We start from the raw sequence: 15,896 nt of genomic DNA, 5'->3' as shown, positions 1-15,896 counted from the left end.
TTTTTCGTTTCGAAATCGTATACTGGTTGTGGCTGGTTGAAACACCATCCCCGATAGGTCTACTGCTTGTAAACTTCTTCCGGATTGAAATGCAGGTGATCGTCGGTCACGCTCAGTACCGGCTTGCCATCTTCAAGCTCGACCGTTCGGTAGAAGCAGGAACGACGGCCAGTATGGCATGTTGCGTCATGTCCGGCCACCTCCACTTTCAGCCAGATTGCATCCTGATCGCAATCCGTGCGGATCTCCTTGACCGATTGTAGGTTTCCGGAGGTTTCGCCCTTTTTCCAGATCTTTCCGCGCGAGCGGCTGAAATAATGCGCCGTGCCTGTCTTGATCGTCAGGGCGAGCGCTTCGGCATTCATGTGCGCAACCATCAGCAGCTCGCCATCCTGCGCATCGGTCACGATCGCAGTGATCAGGCCGCGGTCGTCGAAGCGAGGGGTGAAATCGCCGGCATCCTCGAGTTCGGATTTATCTTCGGAAGGCGCATTGAAAATCAGATTCATCTCCGGCTCTTTCGTTGAAGCCCGGTCAGCGACCTCGGACCAAAGACATGAAGCGGGCCTGCTCAGCCGGATCGGCCTTGAAGGCACCCGTGAAGGTCATCGTCAGCGTGGAGGAACCCTGTTTCTGCACGCCGCGCATGGCCATGCACATATGCTCGGCGTCGATCATGACCGCGACACCGCGCGGACGCAGCGTATCGTCGATCGCATTGGCGATCTGCGCCGTCATGGCTTCCTGCGTCTGCAGGCGACGACCGAAGATCTCGACGACGCGAGCGATCTTGGAGAGGCCAAGCACGCGACCATTCGGCAGATAGGCGACATGCGCCTTGCCGATGATCGGCACCATATGGTGTTCGCAATGGGAGAAAAACGGAATATCGCGGACGAGGACGATGTCGTCGTAGCCCGAAACCTCTTCGAAGGTTCGGCCGAGCACGTCTTCGGGATTCATGTCGTATCCGGCGAAAAGCTCGCGGTACGCCTTGGCGACACGCGCAGGCGTATCGAGCAGGCCTTCGCGCTGCGGATCATCGCCGGCCCAGCGAAGCAGAACGCGAACTGCGTCTTCGGCTTCCTTCTGCGACGGGCGTTCGGAATCAACGGATTGCGGAAAGTTCTTTACAATGGCGTCCATTACCTGTGGTTCTCCTGATCCGCCAAGCGGATATCATCTTGTCGGACTCGCCACTGGCATTCCCCGAGGTACGGAGATTGTGTACCTTTGGCGGGCTCCGGGGCGTTCTGGCTGGCGGACAAGCCTGCCGTCCTGCACGGTTTCCCATCAAACTTACAGAAGACCATTGCATTTCGATGGTCTTCGAACGACATACATATAGTATGGCATTGTCCCTGTGAAAGTGTCCTAAGCGGACACGCTGTGTTTTTTGTTTTGAAACGCAAAACAGGTGCATCGGAGCGAAATCTGTGATGGACGACATCTACAACAGCAAAATCCTGGAGTTTGCCGGCAATATCGGCCGCATCGGCAGCCTTCCCGACGCAGATGCCAGCGCCCAGGCCCATTCCAGACTGTGCGGTTCTCGCGTCAAAATCTGGCTGAAAATGGACGGCGATGTGGTGACCGATTTTGCCCATGACGTCAAGGCCTGCGCGCTCGGCCAGGCATCGTCGTCGATCATGGCCCGCCATGTTGTCGGTGCTTCGGCGGAAGAAGTCCGCAAGGCCAGGGAAGACATGCTTGCCATGCTCAAGGCTGACGGTGAGGGGCCGGATGGCCGTTTTGAGGATATGCGTTACCTGAAGCCCGTCAGGGATTACAAGGCGCGTCATGCCTCCACTATGCTGACATTCGATGCGGTCGTGGATGCCATCGGGCAGATAGAAGTAGCGCGTCAAGGCGGAAATGCCAAAACGGCTGAAGCCGTCTGAGCGGGCTGATCATGTGCCAATTCTGTCTCATGCAGGGCGAGGATGAAGACGAAGGCGGTGCTGCTCCCTCCAGGCGACGAGCACGGCGGGATGCATCACCGGCCGGCGACAGGGCAATAAAGTCGCGCAATTATGCCGGGCCTTTTCGCAAGACGCCCGACCGGCTTTTCGGAATGGGCCTCATTCGCCTCTATCAACTGACGCTTTCCGGCTTCATCGGCAATTCTTGCCGCCATATCCCGACCTGCTCGGAATACGGCTATGAGGCAGTTGCCCGCCATGGGCTTTGGGCTGGCGGCTGGATGACACTGTTTCGTGTGGCGCGCTGTGGCCCGGGAGGGACAAGCGGGCTCGATCCTGTGCCTGGAGAACTGGAGCTGCGCTATCACTGGTGGACTCCCTGGCGCTATTTCCGCCTTGGGCAAAAGGCTGCCTGACCGTTGGCGGTCTACGTCGCGCTGCTCTACAGCATTGGCCTCAACTCGGGCCGCAGAGTTGTTATGGCCGATCTCAAAGCCATGGCGGAGAGTTTGGGCTTTCGCAATGCCCGAACGCTTGTCGCAACCGGCAATCTCGTTTTCGAAGCCGAGCCGCAGCCGATTGCGTCGATCGAGGCACAACTCGAAGCGGGTTTTGCCGCGGCTTTCGGCAAGCATGTCGACATCATCGCGCGTGATGCCGACGCATGGCTGAAACTTGTCGAGGGCAATCCTTTCCTCGACGGGATCGCTAGCGAGGTCATCGTGCGGGTGATGCGCCAGCCGCTCGAACCGGACGTTCTTGATATGCTCGCGAGATACAGGCGAGATGAGCGCATGGCCGTTGTCAACGGCGATCTCTGGATCGATTTCGGCCTTAAAGCCAGCGAGTCGAAAATGCTGCCGGCCCTGACGACAAAGCGGCTCGGCATTGGAACGATGCGAAACTGGAACACAGTGCGCGGTTTAGCCGAGATGATCCGGGCCTAGCGCCGCTTTTCCTTTACTCGAATAGGAAATACCGCTATCAGGCGCGCGGACTTAAGTACGCATTTACTTAGTCCGCATCTTTCGAAACCACCCGCATTCGTTGGCGGGACTGGACAAGGAGAATATAAATGTCCCAATCCGTTTCCCTGACATTTCCCGATGGTTCCGTGCGCAGCTTCGCTGCCGGCACGACCGGTCGCGATGTCGCCGAATCCATTTCCAAGTCACTTGCCAAGAAAGCTGTCGCCATTGCCGTCGACGGCACCGTGCGCGATCTTTCCGATCCCGTGACCGACGGCAAGATCGAGATCATCACCCGGTCGGACGACCGTGCGCTGGAACTGATCCGCCACGACACCGCGCACGTGCTTGCCGAAGCCGTACAGGAGCTTTGGCCGGGAACGCAGGTGACGATCGGCCCGGTCATCGAAAACGGCTTCTATTACGATTTCGCCAAGAACGAGCCGTTTACTCCCGATGATCTGCCTGTGATCGAGAAGCGGATGCGCGAGATCATCCAGCGCAACAAGCCGTTCACCAAGGAAATCTGGTCGCGCGAGAAGGCGAGGGAAGTCTTTGCCGCCAAGGGCGAAAACTACAAGGTGGAGCTGGTCGATGCGATCCCGGAAGGTCAGGATCTGAAGATCTATTACCAGGGCGACTGGTTCGATCTCTGCCGTGGTCCGCACATGGCTTCGACGGGCCAGATCGGCAACGCCTTCAAGCTGATGAAGGTCGCCGGCGCCTATTGGCGTGGGGACAGCAACAATCCGATGCTGACCCGCATCTATGGCACGGCGTTTGCCGAACAGTCGGATCTCGACAACTATCTGCACATTCTTGCCGAGGCCGAAAAGCGCGATCATCGCCGTCTCGGCCGCGAAATGGACCTGTTCCATTTCCAGGAGGAAGGCCCCGGCGTCGTTTTCTGGCACGGCAAGGGCTGGCGCATGTTCCAGACGCTGGTGTCCTATATGCGCCGGCGGCTGCAGGGCGACTATCAGGAAGTCAACGCACCGCAGGTGCTCGACAAGTCGCTTTGGGAGACCTCGGGTCACTGGGGCTGGTACCGTGACAACATGTTCAAGGTCACCGTCGCCGGCGACGATACCGACGACGATCGCGTCTTCGCGCTGAAGCCGATGAACTGCCCGGGCCATATCCAGATCTTCAAGCATGGCTTGAAGTCTTACCGCGAACTGCCGATTCGCCTTGCGGAATTCGGTGCCGTGCATCGCTATGAGCCTTCGGGTGCGTTGCATGGCCTGATGCGCGTGCGCGGCTTTACGCAGGACGATGCTCACATCTTCTGCACCGACGAGCAGATGGCGGCCGAGTGCCTGAAGATCAATGATCTCATCCTCTCGGTCTATGAGGATTTCGGCTTCAAGGAGATCGTCGTCAAGCTCTCGACCCGCCCGGAAAAGCGCGTCGGTTCGGACGAGCTATGGGATCGCGCCGAAAGCGTGATGATGGACGTGCTGAAAACGATCGAGGCGCAGTCCGAAGGGCGCATCAAGACTGGCATTCTGCCGGGCGAGGGCGCTTTCTACGGTCCGAAGTTCGAATATACGCTCAAGGATGCCATCGGCCGTGAATGGCAGTGCGGTACGACCCAGGTCGATTTCAACCTGCCGGAGCGCTTCGGTGCCTTCTACATCGACCAGCACTCGGAAAAGACGCAGCCTGTCATGATCCACCGCGCCATTTGCGGTTCGATGGAACGCTTCCTCGGCATTCTGATCGAGAACTTCGCCGGTCACATGCCGCTGTGGGTCTCGCCGCTGCAGGTCGTCGTCGCCACCATCACCTCGGAAGCCGATGCCTATGGCGAAGAGGTGGCGGAAGCGCTGCGCGATGCCGGTCTCGATGTCGAGACCGACTTCCGCAACGAGAAGATCAACTACAAGATCCGCGAGCACTCGGTGACGAAGGTTCCGCTGATCATCGTTTGCGGCAAGAAGGAAGCCGAGGAGCGTTCGGTCAATATCCGCCGCCTCGGCAGCCAATCGCAGACATCCATGTCGCTCGACGAGGCGATCGCCTCGCTTGCTCTCGAAGCGACGCCGCCGGACATTCTGCGCAAGCGCGAAGCACGGCGCGTCAAGGCCGCTTGACGCCCTCATACCTGGCGGCACCTTCAGGGTGCCGTCAGAGAACTGACATACAGCTTTCATATAGTCGGTGAATCAACGCGTTGCTGTGGCTGCAGCATGTGACGCAACTGTGACCATAGGAGCGGGGCAGCCCCGTCGCGCACTTGGAATTCAAAGAATTATCCTACGCCAACGAACGGGACACGCGGATCAAGCGCTGGTTCATCCGCTCCATCGAAGGTCTTTCCGGCCGGGATCGTTACGCCCGGCTCTACGATATCTGGCGCACCGATATCGTCGGCAAGAGCGAGCGGGTCTTCGGCAAGATGCTCGATCTCATCGATGTGCGCCTGCTCATCAAGGGCGAGTGGCCGCCGAACCAGATTCCAGAAGCGCCGATCGTCATCGTCGCCAATCACCCCTACGGCATCGGCGACGGCATCGCGGTGCTGGCGCTTGCCGAGCAACTGGGGCGCCCCTTCAAGGTCCTCATCAACAACGAATTGTTGAAAGTGCCTGAAATGAACGACTATTCGCTACCGGTTTCCTTCGAGGAAACTAAGGAAGCGATGGCAATCAACATGAAGACCCGGCATGAGGCCGTTCGCCTGCTCAAGGAAGGCACGACGATCATCGTCTTTCCAGCCGGCGGTGTGGCAACCGCCAAGAAGGGTTTCGGCCGGGCAGAAGATCTGCCCTGGAAAATATTCCCGGCAAAACTCATTCAGGCGGCCCGCGCCAGCGTCATTCCCATCTATTTCGAGGGGCAGAACGGCCGGCTGTTCCATTTGGCAAGCCGGATTTCGATGACCCTGCGCATCTCACTGCTAATCCGCGAATTCCGGCGTCTCTCCGGCAGCACCATCACTGCCCATATCGGCGCTCTTCGCAGCTGGGAGGCCCTTAGCGAGGGCAGTGACCGCAAGGATCTGCTGGCGAAGCTCTATGGCGCGGTCTTCTCCATGGCCCCGCCGAGAAAGGTGCTGCGGCGCCGGGCGGGATGAATCGCGAGACTTTTGTCGCCGAGTGACAACTGTCTGGATGGTTCGCGCCAGCGACCAAATGTCGCCGTCGCAGTTGTCAATCCATGCTATCGCCGTCGTCGCCGCCAGCGGCCGGCGCCAATTGTTCATAGGTGGGCAGCGGCTGCTGGTTGGTCGTGGCCGGCGGTGTCTGGCTCTGGCGCATTGGCGGCATCTGGATCGGTAGCTGTCGGGCCGATTGTTCGGTATCGACCTCCTGCGGCTGTTGCTGTTTCATCAGCACTTCCACATCCGTATTCATGCCGGCGGCGACGGTAAAGTCGCGCTGATAAATCTTGTCCTTGTTTCGGGCGACGGCCGTGTAGCGGCCTTCCGCAAGCACCATGGTCGGGAACGCGCTGACGCTTTCGCCAACGATATCGCCCGCAGCTGTCAGGATCGACCAAGCAGTATCGGCGATTGCCTCACCGCCGGCATCCGAAACCAGCTTGAAGGTGATCTTTGCCGCCCTGTGCTGAATGGTCGCTTCCGTCACCTTGCCGGCTTCCACCTGGATATCGGCGCGGATGACGGCATTGACCTCGCCATATTCGGAAACGACATGATAGGTGCCGGCACTGAGGCCGACGAGCGTGTTCGGCTTGACATCGTCCATGACAAGACCACGCTCGCCGTCCTCCTTGGTTTCGCTCGAGTAGATCGAGAAACTCAGCTCGTTCGGAGGGATGCGGACATCGGGCCCGGATACGGCGTTCAGGACCATGCCACCGGCATCGAGAACCATCGTCTGCTTCTGGGGGTCGCCGCTTTCAGGCACGCTCAGCCGCTTGGTGACGCCGGCGCGGCCGAAAGAGACATTGACGAAATAATCGCCCGGCAAAAGGTGAAAGGAGGCCGAGCCTCCGCGCGAACTGGCGACCAGCGGCAGTTTGCCATCAGCGCCCGCAATCGGGCTGAAGACGTACCAGGCGAGGCCCTGCTGCTGCGGGCCGCTCTGGGGCGTGAGTTTGGCTTCGAGGGAAACGTCGCGCAATGTGCGCGCAGGCGAATTCTCGCCATTCGGTGCCACGAAAGCATTGAGCTTCGGCATCTTGACGCTGCCGTCGAGCTGCTTGAATTCCTTAAAGGCATCCTGTGCCGGGACGGCAGTGTTCATGCTCACAAGCATCGCGAAAGCCGCGCTCAATCGGCGAGCGGATGAAATGCCTGACATGAATACCCAACCGATTGACTTCCGATAAAACACACGCCACTTCAAAACCAATGCGGTGGCAAATTCAAGACCTACATCCCATAAAGCCCAAATGAAGGCAGTTCCTTAATGAAAACCGATATCAAGCTGGTCGACTATCTCGCGGTGCGCCGATCTATTCCTGCGTTTCAAATGTCGGAACCAGGCCCGGACAAGGCTGAAATCGAGGAGATTCTCCGGTTGGCGTCGCGTGTGCCGGATCATGGCAAGCTCGCGCCATGGCGCTTCATCGTCTATCGCGGCGGGGAACGCGCCCGCATCAGTGAAGAGCTGCTGAAGCTCGCGCTGGAAGCCAAGCCCGACCTGTCGGAAGAAATGATTCAGGTCGAGCGCACCCGGTTCACTCGCGCACCCGTGGTCATCGCAGTCGTCAGCAAGGCGGCGCCGCATTTCAAGATCCCGGAGTGGGAGCAGTTGATGTCGGCGGGCGCGCTTTGCTTGAACTTGCTAATGGCGGCCAATGCCCATGGCTGGGTCTCCAACTGGCTGACGGAATGGTTCGCCTTCGACGAACGCGCCTATCCTCTGCTCGGAGTAAAGCCGGGCGAGAAGGTTGCCGGCTTCATCCATATCGGCTCGACAAGCTTCCCGCCCGTCGAACGCCCGCGCCCGGAGCTGTCGGAAACGGTGACCTGGATCGGCGGCGAGGACGCGTGATGTTCTATACGACAGACACCAATCGCCACGGTCTGGCGCATGATCCTTTCAAGGCAATCGTCGCGCCGCGGCCGATCGGCTGGATCGGCAGCAAGGGCAGGGATGGTTCGCTGAATCTCTCGCCCTATTCCTTTTTCAATGCCGTCAGCGATCGGCCGAAGCTGGTAATGTTTTCTTCCGCCGGTCGAAAAGACAGCGTGCGCAATGTCGAGGAAACCGGCGTCTTTACTGCCAACCTCGTTAGTCGCCATATCGTGGAGAAGATGAACCACTCTTCGATTGCCGTTCCCTATGGGGTCAACGAATTCGAACTTGCCGGACTGACTGCTAGGCCCGGCGAGCTGGTCGATGCGCCCTATGTCGCCGAAGCCTTTGCCGTGCTCGAATGCCGGGTGACTGAAATCCTGCAGCCCAAGGGTCTCAATGGCGAGACATCCGAAAATATCATGGTCATCGGCCAGGTCGTCGGTATCCATATCGACGAGACGATCATTCGCGAAGGCCGGCTGGACATGGCGTTGGCGCGTCCCATCGCACGCATGGGCTATATGGATTATAGCGAGGGCAGCGAGGTCTTCGAGATGATGAGGCCAAAGGCGCCCTGAAGGCGCTACTCATGCCCGCAGGCGAAAGGTTAACAAGCAAGGTAAACGTCCCGTAAACCTTTGCCCGATAAGGTGAAGTATAGGAATTTGCGGGGCAAGAATCGCCTCGCCGATATCGGGGCGTTACGTGATTATAGAAGCATTCCTTCGCTGGGCTGAAACCGCCAAGGCAGAAAGCAGAACCCGGGCGGCCAATGCGCTCGGCAGGGCCTATCTGCAGTCGGAGATGCCTAGGGAAGAGCGCGCGGCCGCCGAGATGGCGATGACCTATCTGCTCGACGATCCGTCTCCTCGCGTGCGGCTGGCGCTCGCAGAAGCGGTCGCGCATTCGGCCGGCGCCCCGCGGAACGTCATTCTATCTCTAGCCGAGGATCAGCCTGAAATCGCCGGGCAGATCATCTTGTTTTCGCCCGTGTTCACCGATGCCGATCTCGTCGATCTCGCATTGCGGGGTAGCGACGTGACGCGGGTACTGATCGCGTCACGCGGGGAGGTGCCGTGTGCCGTCTGTGCTGCGCTTGCCGAGATGGGCGGAGAGGTCGAAATTCTGTGTCTGCTCGAGAACGACGGTGCCTTGCTTTCGCAGGCCTCGCTCAAGCGCATCGCCGAGCGCATGGGTGATTCCGCTGACATACGCGGACTGCTTCTTTCCCGGGACATTTTGTCCGCAGATATCAGACACCTGCTAATGCGGCACGTCAGCGAAGCGCTTTCGGAATCGCCTCTCGTCCAGAGTATTGTCGGCGGCTCCAGGCTGCAACAAGTCACGCGTGAGGCGACGGAATCCGCAACCGTTGCCATTGCAGGAACGGCGCAGCACGAGCAATTGCCTGATCTGGTCGAGCATCTAAGGCGCAGCGGCTGGCTGACACCGGCATTCCTCATGCATGCGCTATGCTCCGGAAAGGTCGATTTCTTTGCCTGCGCGATCACCGACCTTTCCGGATGCGACGAACGACGCGTGCGCTCGATCGTTTCCAGAGGACGCGTCCATGCCCTGCGGGCTCTCTACGAGAGCGCCGGCTTGCGCCGAGATATCAGCACGATCTTCGTGGAGGCGACGGTGATTTGGCGCGAATCCTCCCGTAAGAACGGTACGGCGATGCTGGAAGATGTTTCTTCGCGGCTGATGCGAAAGTTCCGCCTTGCGGAGCAAAGCCCGGTTGCTGCAACGCAGCTCCTCGACATGGTCGAGAAGCTTGCCAATGCCGAAAAGCGGCAAACTGCGCGCAGCTTTGCCGCACTGGCAACGCTCGCCGCCGCGTGATATCCAGCCGGCGTTCTAAAGCGCGTCAAGATCTTTCAGATTCGCTTCCCGCCCTTTAGGTCTTTGATTTTGCGCATGTCGTTATCGCAAAACCGCCGCACATTTTTGCGCGACATGCTCCAGGTTCCGAGGTTCATCTTGTCACTGACGATCGCTATCGAATCCCCGCGTCAGGAAGGCGTCATTCGCCTTCTCGACATGTCGAGCGCCTATGCGGAATCGCTCTATCCGGCGGAGAGCAACCATTTGCTCGATCTGTCTTCGCTGGAGAAGGCTGAGGTGACCTTCTGGGTCGCCAGGGTGGAGGGGATAATCGTTGGATGTTGCGCGCTGGTGGAAGCCGGCGACGGCACGGCGGAGATCAAGCGCATGTTCGTCGATCCGGTCGCCAGGGGCCGAAGCGTCGCACGCAGGCTCATGGAAACGCTCGAAGCGGCGGCGCTCGAAAAAGGCCTTTCCGCAGTGCGGCTTGAAACCGGCATATATCAACCGGAAGCGATCGGACTCTACCGGAAATTCGGTTATCTCGAAATTCCGCCTTTCGGCAGCTATCAGCCGGATCCACTGAGCCTTTTCATGGAAAAACGGCTGAAACAAACCAGCTGAGCAATCAACCCTCGGCAGCGTCCCGGACATGCAATTGCAGTTCGGGCTCCTGCGCGTGCTGCTCCTCGGTCAATTCGGCTTCGCGAATCCATTCGCGCCAAATGGCAACGATGATGGCCATCAACACCGGGCCGATGAAGAGCCCGAGGAAGCCCATGGTCTTCACGCCGCCCACCAGGCCGAAAAAGGTTGGCAGGAAGGGCAGCTTGATCGGCCCGCCGACGAGTTTGGGGCGAAGCGTCTTGTCGACAATGAAAAGCTCGATCGTACCCCAGAGGAAGAGGCCAATACCGGCCCAAAGCGAGCCGCTGGCGACGAGATAGATCGAAACGAGCGACATCGAGAGCGGGGCGCCCCCCGGGACAAGAGCCATGACGCCCGTGAGAACGCCGAGCGTGATGGCCGATGGAGCGCCGGCAATCCAATAGGCCACACCGAGAACGATGCCTTCACCGATAGCGATCAGCGTCATGCCCATGACGGTAGAGCTGATCGTCGCCGGCACGACGCGGGAAATCCGTTCCCAGCGATTGGGAAGGATACGTTCACCGAGCAGATCGACCTGGCGAACGAAGGTCGAGCCATCGCGATAGATGAAAAACAGCGCGATCAGCATGAAGAGCAGGGTCAAGACGACGTGGAAGGCGCCACCGCCTGCTGCGAGTACGGCCCTATAGATATTGCCGATATGGGCGCCGCTTACGAGCTGCGCCAGCTCACCGAGTGAGCCGGGGCTGCCGACATATTGCGTCCACTGCTCGCCGAGCCAGGAGCCGACGACCGGCAAAGCCAGAATCCATTGCGGCGGCGGCGCCCCCTCACGATTCACATGGATTGCCCAGCCGAACCAGTCGCGTACTTCTCCGGCCATGTAGAGGGCGGAAAGAACGATCGGCAGAACCAGAAAGGTCACGATGAATGCGATGGCGATGGTGGCGGCAATTGTCGTATTCCCGCCCGTTCGCCGCACGATATCGCTGTAAAGCGGCCAGGTGGCAAAGCCGATCACCGCGGCGGCCAGAACCGGAACGAGAAATCCGTAGAAGAAATAAATGCCGGCAATGGCAATCAGAATCAGCAGCCAGCGTGCCGCGGAAATGGATGGGATCAAAGGCATGCGCGCATGCGCGCTCGGCCCCAGCCACCGGTGTTCCTTTGGCTTATGACGTTCAAATACACCCACCGGTCTTACTTCGCCCCAATTTACTAGATCATCCGGTTATGGGGTATGATCTAGGCCGTTTCAAGAGCAACGGCTTCAAGCTTCTTATTCAGCCGTCATGACAATAGCACGACTGCCCTGCGCGCCATAATCAAGGCCACAAAGCATCTTGAACGCAAAAGATTGAGTTTCTGCGTCGAATTGAAACTGTTTTGGTGAGCAGGATCAGCAAATCCGTTCGGCGGTTGGTGCGCCGTCAGATATCCAGATCCTCCGCAAAGGCAGCACGCTCCTGAATGAAGCGGAAGCGTGCGTCGGCCTTGGTGCCCATCAGATTGTCGACCGCGTCGCGGGTGCCTTCGAAATCCACTTCGTCGATCTCGACGCGCAGCAATGTGCGCTTGGCCGGGTCCATCGTCGTTTCCTTGAGTTGGGCCGGGAGCATTTCGCCCAGACCTTTGAAGCGGCTGATCTCGACCTTGCCTTTGCCCTTGAATTCCGTCTGCATGAGTTCCAGGCGGTGGGCGTCGTCGCGGGCATAGATGGATTTCGAGCCCTGCGTGATCTTGTAAAGCGGCGGCACGGCCAGGAAGAGATGGCCCTGGCGGATCAGCTCAGGCATCTCCTGATAGAAGAAGGTGATGAGCAGCGAGGCGATGTGAGCGCCATCGACGTCGGCATCGGTCATGACGACGATGCGCTGATAGCGAAGATCTTCCTCGCGGTATTTCGAGCGCGTGCCGCAACCGAGCGCCTGCACCAGATCGGCAATCTGCTGGTTGGCTGAAAGCTTCTCGCGACCGGCGCTGGCGACGTTGAGGATCTTGCCGCGCAGCGGCAGGATCGCCTGATTCAAGCGGTTGCGCGCCTGCTTGGCAGAGCCACCGGCCGAGTCACCTTCGACCAGGAAAAGTTCAGCGCCAGCAGCGGAGTTCTGCGAGCAGTCGGCCAGCTTACCGGGCAAGCGCAGCTTGCGCACAGCCGTCTTGCGATTGACTTCCTTCTCCTTGCGGCGGCGCATGCGCTCTTCGGAGCGCTCGATCACCCATTCCAGCAGCTTCTCGGCTTCGGCCGGATTATCGGTAAGGTAATGGTCGAAAGGGTCACGCAGGGCGTTTTCGACGATGCGCTGGGCTTCGACCGTCGCGAGCCTATCCTTGGTCTGGCCCACGAATTCCGGCTCGCGGATGAAAATCGACAGCATGCCGACACCGGAAATCATCACGTCATCCGTGGTGATATTGGCCGCACGCTTGTTCTGGGTGAGATCGGCGTAGTTTTTCAGGCCCTTGGTCAATGCGATGCGGAGGCCTGCCTCGTGCGTGCCGCCTTCCGGGGTCGGAATCGTATTGCAATAGGAATGGATCTGCGGGTCGCCGCCATACCAGGTGACGGCCCATTCGAGCGAGCCGTGGCCGCTTTCCTTCTCAGACTTGCCTGCAAAAATTTCACGGGTGACGGTGAATTCGCTGCCCATCGTCGCCTTGAGATAGTCCTTCAGGCCGCCCGGGAAGTGAAAGACCGCCTTTTCCGGAACATCGGCGCCTTCGGGCGCCAGTTCGGGATCACAGCCCCAACGGATCTCGACGCCGCCGAACAGATAGGCCTTGGAACGGGCCATGCGGAAAACGCGGGCCGGATCGAAACGGGCGTGATCGCCGAAGATCTGTGGATCGGGATGGAAGCGGACGCGGGTGCCGCGCCGGTTATGCACATCGCCCAGCTCTTCCAGGCCGCCCACCGGCAGACCCCGCGAGAAGCGCTGGCGATAGAGCTTGCGGTTACGGGCAACTTCCACTTCCAGGTCGTCCGACAACGCATTGACAACGGACACGCCGACACCGTGCAGACCGCCCGAGGTCTCATAGGCCTTGCCGTCGAACTTACCGCCGGCATGCAGCTTGGTCATGATGACTTCGAGCGTCGATTTGCCGGGCACCTGCGGATGGTTTTCCACCGGAATGCCACGGCCGTTATCCGTGACGGTGAGATAACCTTCCCGATCGAGATAGACTTCGATGAAATTGGCGTGACCGGCCACAGCCTCGTCCATCGAGTTGTCGATCACTTCAGCGAAAAGGTGGTGCAGCGCCTTCTCGTCCGTGCCACCGATATACATGCCGGGGCGCATGCGGACCGGCTCGAGCCCTTCGAGAACACGAATCGAACTCGCGCCATATTCCTCCGACGACTGGGTCGCCGGCGCCGCGCGCTGTGCGGGCGCAGGGGGCTTTTCTGCCTTTACCACCGGATTTTCCGCTGCCTCCGGCTTCGGGGAGCGGGGGAGTCCGGAGAAGAGATCGTTGCTATTGTCCATAGAATTTCAAGCTGCTCAGATTTGTTCTGGTGGGGCCAGACCCCTTCATTATCGCATTTGTCGCCGCTATTCGCGAATCACCGTGATTCTGCCAGAAACAGCGCACAAGAGCGATGGCGCCCCACGACGGGGCAGATTCATGAAAGAGATTTGCGTTGCCGGGTGAAGAATGGCAAGCCCGATGGCCGATCGGAGGAAGTATCCGCATGCCAATGTCCACAGCTCATTTGCCCGTTCTGTCCGCAATCTCGGGCATTTTGTTGCTTGCGACCGCCTCGGGAACCTCTGCCGAGATGCTCAAGCCGTTCAAGGACGAATTGTTTTCCAGCCAGACGGTCATTGAGAGTCACGACAACGGCGCCTTCCAGACGATCGATTATCAGGAATTGCGTGACATTAACGGCCGCGACCAGATTCCGGAAAAGCGCGTCAAACCGGCTTATGTCGATACCGGCGTGCGCTGGAAGGCGCAGGAGGACGAAACGCTCGAGATCGGCGATCGCAGGGTCGATGTCACTCGCATAGGCCCCGCATCGAAACAGGCCTTTACCGTGATCTTCATTCACGGCCGAGGCGGCGACCGCCGGCTTGGCTCCAACGATTATACGTTCGGCGGCAATTTCAACCGGCTGAAGAACCTGGCTTACAAGAACGGCGGCACCTATTATGCGCCGAGCGTCAGAGGTTTCGACAGCAATGGCGTTGCCGATATCGCGGCGCTCATCCGCTATTCCTACGAGCAATCCGGCGGCAAGCCCGTCATTCTCACTTGTGCGTCCATGGGGAGTTTCATCTGCTGGGGCATCACGCGCGATGCCGAAAGCGTCAAGCGGCTGAAGGGCATGGCGATCCTGAGTGGCGTTACCGATCCGGATTTCGCGAAGAGCGCTTTCTACAAGGCAAAGCTGCCGCTCTGGTTTACCCATGGCAGCAAGGATCCAGTCTACGCCGCGGCCGACCAGCAAGCCTTGTTCGAGAAACTTTACAAGGGGCATTATCCCACGCGTTTTACGCTTTTCGAAACCGGAAACCACGGAACGCCGGTGCGCATGACCGATTGGCGCAAGGTGCTAAACTGGCTCGTCGATACCCAGGCGCCGTGAAACACATCGCACAATTCGATTTATTTTCCGGATAAGCATTTTTTCAAACGATTTGAACAGGTTTCGGCCTTGTTCGCTAACTTTCCTTTGCTCCGCCTTTTTGTTAGTCCGATGGATGAAATAGGGGGAGAAACCGGAATGACGAAGACGATACGGCCGCTTTTGGCCGGAAACTGGAAGATGAACGGCACACGCGCGAGCCTGGATCAGATCAAGGCGATCGCGGATGGCGTCAAGACGCCACTGTCGGAGAAAATCGACACGCTGCTCTGCCCCCCGGCGACGTTGCTCTATGTGGCAACGGCGCTTTGCGACGACAGCCCGCTCGCCATCGGCGCCCAGGATTGCCATCAGCAGGTCAGTGGCGCTCATACGGGTGACATCTCGGCCGAAATGATTGCCGACTGCTTCGGCACGCATGTCATCGTCGGCCATTCCGAGCGCCGCAGAAATCACGCGGAAAGCGACATGCTTGTACGCGCCAAGGCACAGGCCGCGCACGATGCCGGCCTGATTGCCATCATCTGCATCGGCGAGACTGCCTATGAACGCAATAGCGGCCAGACGCTCGACGTTTTGAAGCGGGAGTTGATCGGCTCGGTTCCCGATGGTGCGACCGCGGCAACGACCGTGATTGCTTACGAGCCAGTCTGGGCAATCGGCACCGGCGTGGTTCCGACCAGCGAAGATGTCGAGGAAGCCCATGCCTTCATGCGCGCAGAGCTTATCGAACGCTTCGGCAAGGAGGGCGCAAACATGCGAATTCTTTATGGCGGATCCGTCAGCGGTGCGAATGCGCGCAGTCTTCTCGACATTCCGCATGTCAACGGCGTGCTTGTCGGCGGACAGAGCTTGAAAGCCGCCGACTTCCTTGCCATTTATGCCGCATTCGAACGGCAGTTCGCCTGAAGCAACAACTTGCCCGGAGTTCCAGCCTTAAAAGGGCTTGGAATAGGCGAGAGCCTCATGTAAAGAGCCG

Annotated in this window: 16 protein-coding genes; 11 read left to right on the top strand and 5 right to left on the bottom strand. The window is 59.2% G+C overall.

The genetic code is table 11. The annotated features are described in order from the left end of the window. Positions 1-59: 59 nt before the first annotated feature. Positions 60-509 carry a phosphoribosyl-AMP cyclohydrolase gene (hisI, locus tag FHT85_RS00280; protein WP_112338982.1) on the bottom strand — a complete coding sequence of 150 codons (450 nt, stop codon included), beginning with the start codon at positions 507-509 and terminating at the stop codon, positions 60-62. Positions 510-534: 25 nt separating this feature from the next. Further along, positions 535-1,146 carry a GTP cyclohydrolase I FolE gene (gene folE / locus FHT85_RS00275; protein ID WP_112338981.1) on the bottom strand — a complete coding sequence of 204 codons (612 nt, stop codon included), beginning with the start codon at positions 1,144-1,146 and terminating at the stop codon, positions 535-537. 290 nt (positions 1,147-1,436) lie between these two features. On the opposite strand from folE, the gene FHT85_RS00270 reads away from it, so the two are divergent. The 5 genes from FHT85_RS00270 to FHT85_RS00250 all read left to right on the top strand — a co-directional run bounded on the left by FHT85_RS00270 (position 1,437) and on the right by FHT85_RS00250 (position 5,969). Then, complete coding sequence (locus FHT85_RS00270; RefSeq protein ID WP_112338980.1) at positions 1,437-1,901, top strand: iron-sulfur cluster assembly scaffold protein; 465 nt, start codon at positions 1,437-1,439, stop codon at positions 1,899-1,901. An 11-nt stretch (positions 1,902-1,912) separates the two neighbouring features. After that, positions 1,913-2,338, top strand: a complete 426-nt coding sequence (gene yidD, locus FHT85_RS00265) for a membrane protein insertion efficiency factor YidD (protein WP_112411792.1) — start codon at positions 1,913-1,915, stop codon at positions 2,336-2,338. Between the two features lie 3 nt (positions 2,339-2,341). After that, positions 2,342-2,869, top strand: a complete 528-nt coding sequence (locus FHT85_RS00260; RefSeq protein WP_112411791.1) for a DUF1697 domain-containing protein — start codon at positions 2,342-2,344, stop codon at positions 2,867-2,869. Between the two features lie 128 nt (positions 2,870-2,997). Next, positions 2,998-4,986: a threonine--tRNA ligase gene (gene thrS / locus FHT85_RS00255; RefSeq protein ID WP_112411790.1), complete on the top strand. Its 1,989-nt coding sequence runs from the start codon at positions 2,998-3,000 to the stop codon at positions 4,984-4,986. Between the two features lie 143 nt (positions 4,987-5,129). After that, positions 5,130-5,969 carry a lysophospholipid acyltransferase family protein gene (locus tag FHT85_RS00250; protein WP_112338976.1) on the top strand — a complete coding sequence of 280 codons (840 nt, stop codon included), beginning with the start codon at positions 5,130-5,132 and terminating at the stop codon, positions 5,967-5,969. A gap of 76 nt (positions 5,970-6,045) precedes the next feature. Here the strand turns inward: FHT85_RS00250 and FHT85_RS00245 are convergent, their stop codons facing one another. Beyond that, the gene (locus FHT85_RS00245) at positions 6,046-7,161 is read right to left on the bottom strand and encodes a hypothetical protein (protein WP_112411789.1); all 1,116 of its coding nucleotides are present in this window, start codon (positions 7,159-7,161) and stop codon (positions 6,046-6,048) included. 108 nt (positions 7,162-7,269) lie between these two features. Between FHT85_RS00245 and FHT85_RS00240 the strand changes: the two genes are divergently transcribed. The 4 genes from FHT85_RS00240 to FHT85_RS00225 all read left to right on the top strand — a co-directional run bounded on the left by FHT85_RS00240 (position 7,270) and on the right by FHT85_RS00225 (position 10,335). Beyond that, on the top strand, positions 7,270-7,857 hold the full coding sequence (locus FHT85_RS00240; protein ID WP_112338974.1) for a nitroreductase: 588 nt from the start codon (positions 7,270-7,272) through the stop codon (positions 7,855-7,857). After that, positions 7,857-8,462 carry a flavin reductase family protein gene (locus FHT85_RS00235; protein ID WP_112411788.1) on the top strand — a complete coding sequence of 202 codons (606 nt, stop codon included), beginning with the start codon at positions 7,857-7,859 and terminating at the stop codon, positions 8,460-8,462. The genes FHT85_RS00240 and FHT85_RS00235 overlap by 1 nt, the downstream gene beginning before the upstream one ends. Positions 8,463-8,574: 112 nt before the next feature. Then, a complete protein-coding gene (locus FHT85_RS00230) occupies positions 8,575-9,729 on the top strand; it encodes a DUF2336 domain-containing protein (RefSeq protein ID WP_112411787.1) in 1,155 nt (384 codons plus the stop codon). 138 nt (positions 9,730-9,867) lie between these two features. Continuing rightward, positions 9,868-10,335 (top strand): GNAT family N-acetyltransferase, encoded by a 468-nt coding sequence (locus FHT85_RS00225; RefSeq protein ID WP_183773927.1) that lies wholly within the window; start codon positions 9,868-9,870, stop codon positions 10,333-10,335. Between the two features lie 4 nt (positions 10,336-10,339). Here the strand turns inward: FHT85_RS00225 and FHT85_RS00220 are convergent, their stop codons facing one another. Together FHT85_RS00220 and parE are read right to left on the bottom strand one after the other, a co-directional pair. Then, entirely contained in the window at positions 10,340-11,518 is a 1,179-nt protein-coding gene (locus tag FHT85_RS00220) for an AI-2E family transporter (RefSeq protein ID WP_112411785.1), read from the bottom strand. A gap of 235 nt (positions 11,519-11,753) precedes the next feature. Beyond that, positions 11,754-13,814 carry a DNA topoisomerase IV subunit B gene (gene parE, locus FHT85_RS00215; RefSeq protein ID WP_112411784.1) on the bottom strand — a complete coding sequence of 687 codons (2,061 nt, stop codon included), beginning with the start codon at positions 13,812-13,814 and terminating at the stop codon, positions 11,754-11,756. 206 nt (positions 13,815-14,020) lie between these two features. Here parE and FHT85_RS00210 point away from each other — a divergent pair, with 206 nt between their 5' ends. Both FHT85_RS00210 and tpiA read left to right on the top strand, forming a co-directional pair. Continuing rightward, a complete protein-coding gene (locus FHT85_RS00210) occupies positions 14,021-14,917 on the top strand; it encodes an alpha/beta fold hydrolase (protein ID WP_112411783.1) in 897 nt (298 codons plus the stop codon). Between the two features lie 138 nt (positions 14,918-15,055). Continuing rightward, positions 15,056-15,826, top strand: coding sequence for a triose-phosphate isomerase (tpiA, locus tag FHT85_RS00205; protein ID WP_112338968.1), 771 nt, complete (start codon positions 15,056-15,058; stop codon positions 15,824-15,826). The last annotated feature ends 70 nt before the right edge of the window (positions 15,827-15,896 follow it).

It is taken from the genome of Rhizobium sp. BK312 (assembly GCF_014193605.1).
Classification (GTDB): domain Bacteria; phylum Pseudomonadota; class Alphaproteobacteria; order Rhizobiales; family Rhizobiaceae; genus Rhizobium.
This window is presented reverse-complemented; position numbering and strand designations above follow the sequence as displayed.

Excerpts from the sequence above, each read along its gene's own strand:
- hisI (WP_112338982.1), bottom strand. The coding sequence starts at position 509 with ATGAATCTGATTTTCAATGCGCCTTCCGAAGATAAATCCGAACTCGAG.
- FHT85_RS00245 (WP_112411789.1), bottom strand. The coding sequence starts at position 7,161 with ATGTCAGGCATTTCATCCGCTCGCCGATTGAGCGCGGCTTTCGCGATG.
- FHT85_RS00240 (WP_112338974.1), top strand. The coding sequence starts at position 7,270 with ATGAAAACCGATATCAAGCTGGTCGACTATCTCGCGGTGCGCCGATCT.
- thrS (WP_112411790.1), top strand. The coding sequence starts at position 2,998 with ATGTCCCAATCCGTTTCCCTGACATTTCCCGATGGTTCCGTGCGCAGC.
- yidD (WP_112411792.1), top strand. The coding sequence starts at position 1,913 with ATGTGCCAATTCTGTCTCATGCAGGGCGAGGATGAAGACGAAGGCGGT.
- folE (WP_112338981.1), bottom strand. The coding sequence starts at position 1,146 with ATGGACGCCATTGTAAAGAACTTTCCGCAATCCGTTGATTCCGAACGC.
- parE (WP_112411784.1), bottom strand. The coding sequence starts at position 13,814 with ATGGACAATAGCAACGATCTCTTCTCCGGACTCCCCCGCTCCCCGAAG.
- FHT85_RS00235 (WP_112411788.1), top strand. The coding sequence starts at position 7,857 with ATGTTCTATACGACAGACACCAATCGCCACGGTCTGGCGCATGATCCT.
- FHT85_RS00210 (WP_112411783.1), top strand. The coding sequence starts at position 14,021 with ATGCCAATGTCCACAGCTCATTTGCCCGTTCTGTCCGCAATCTCGGGC.
- tpiA (WP_112338968.1), top strand. The coding sequence starts at position 15,056 with ATGACGAAGACGATACGGCCGCTTTTGGCCGGAAACTGGAAGATGAAC.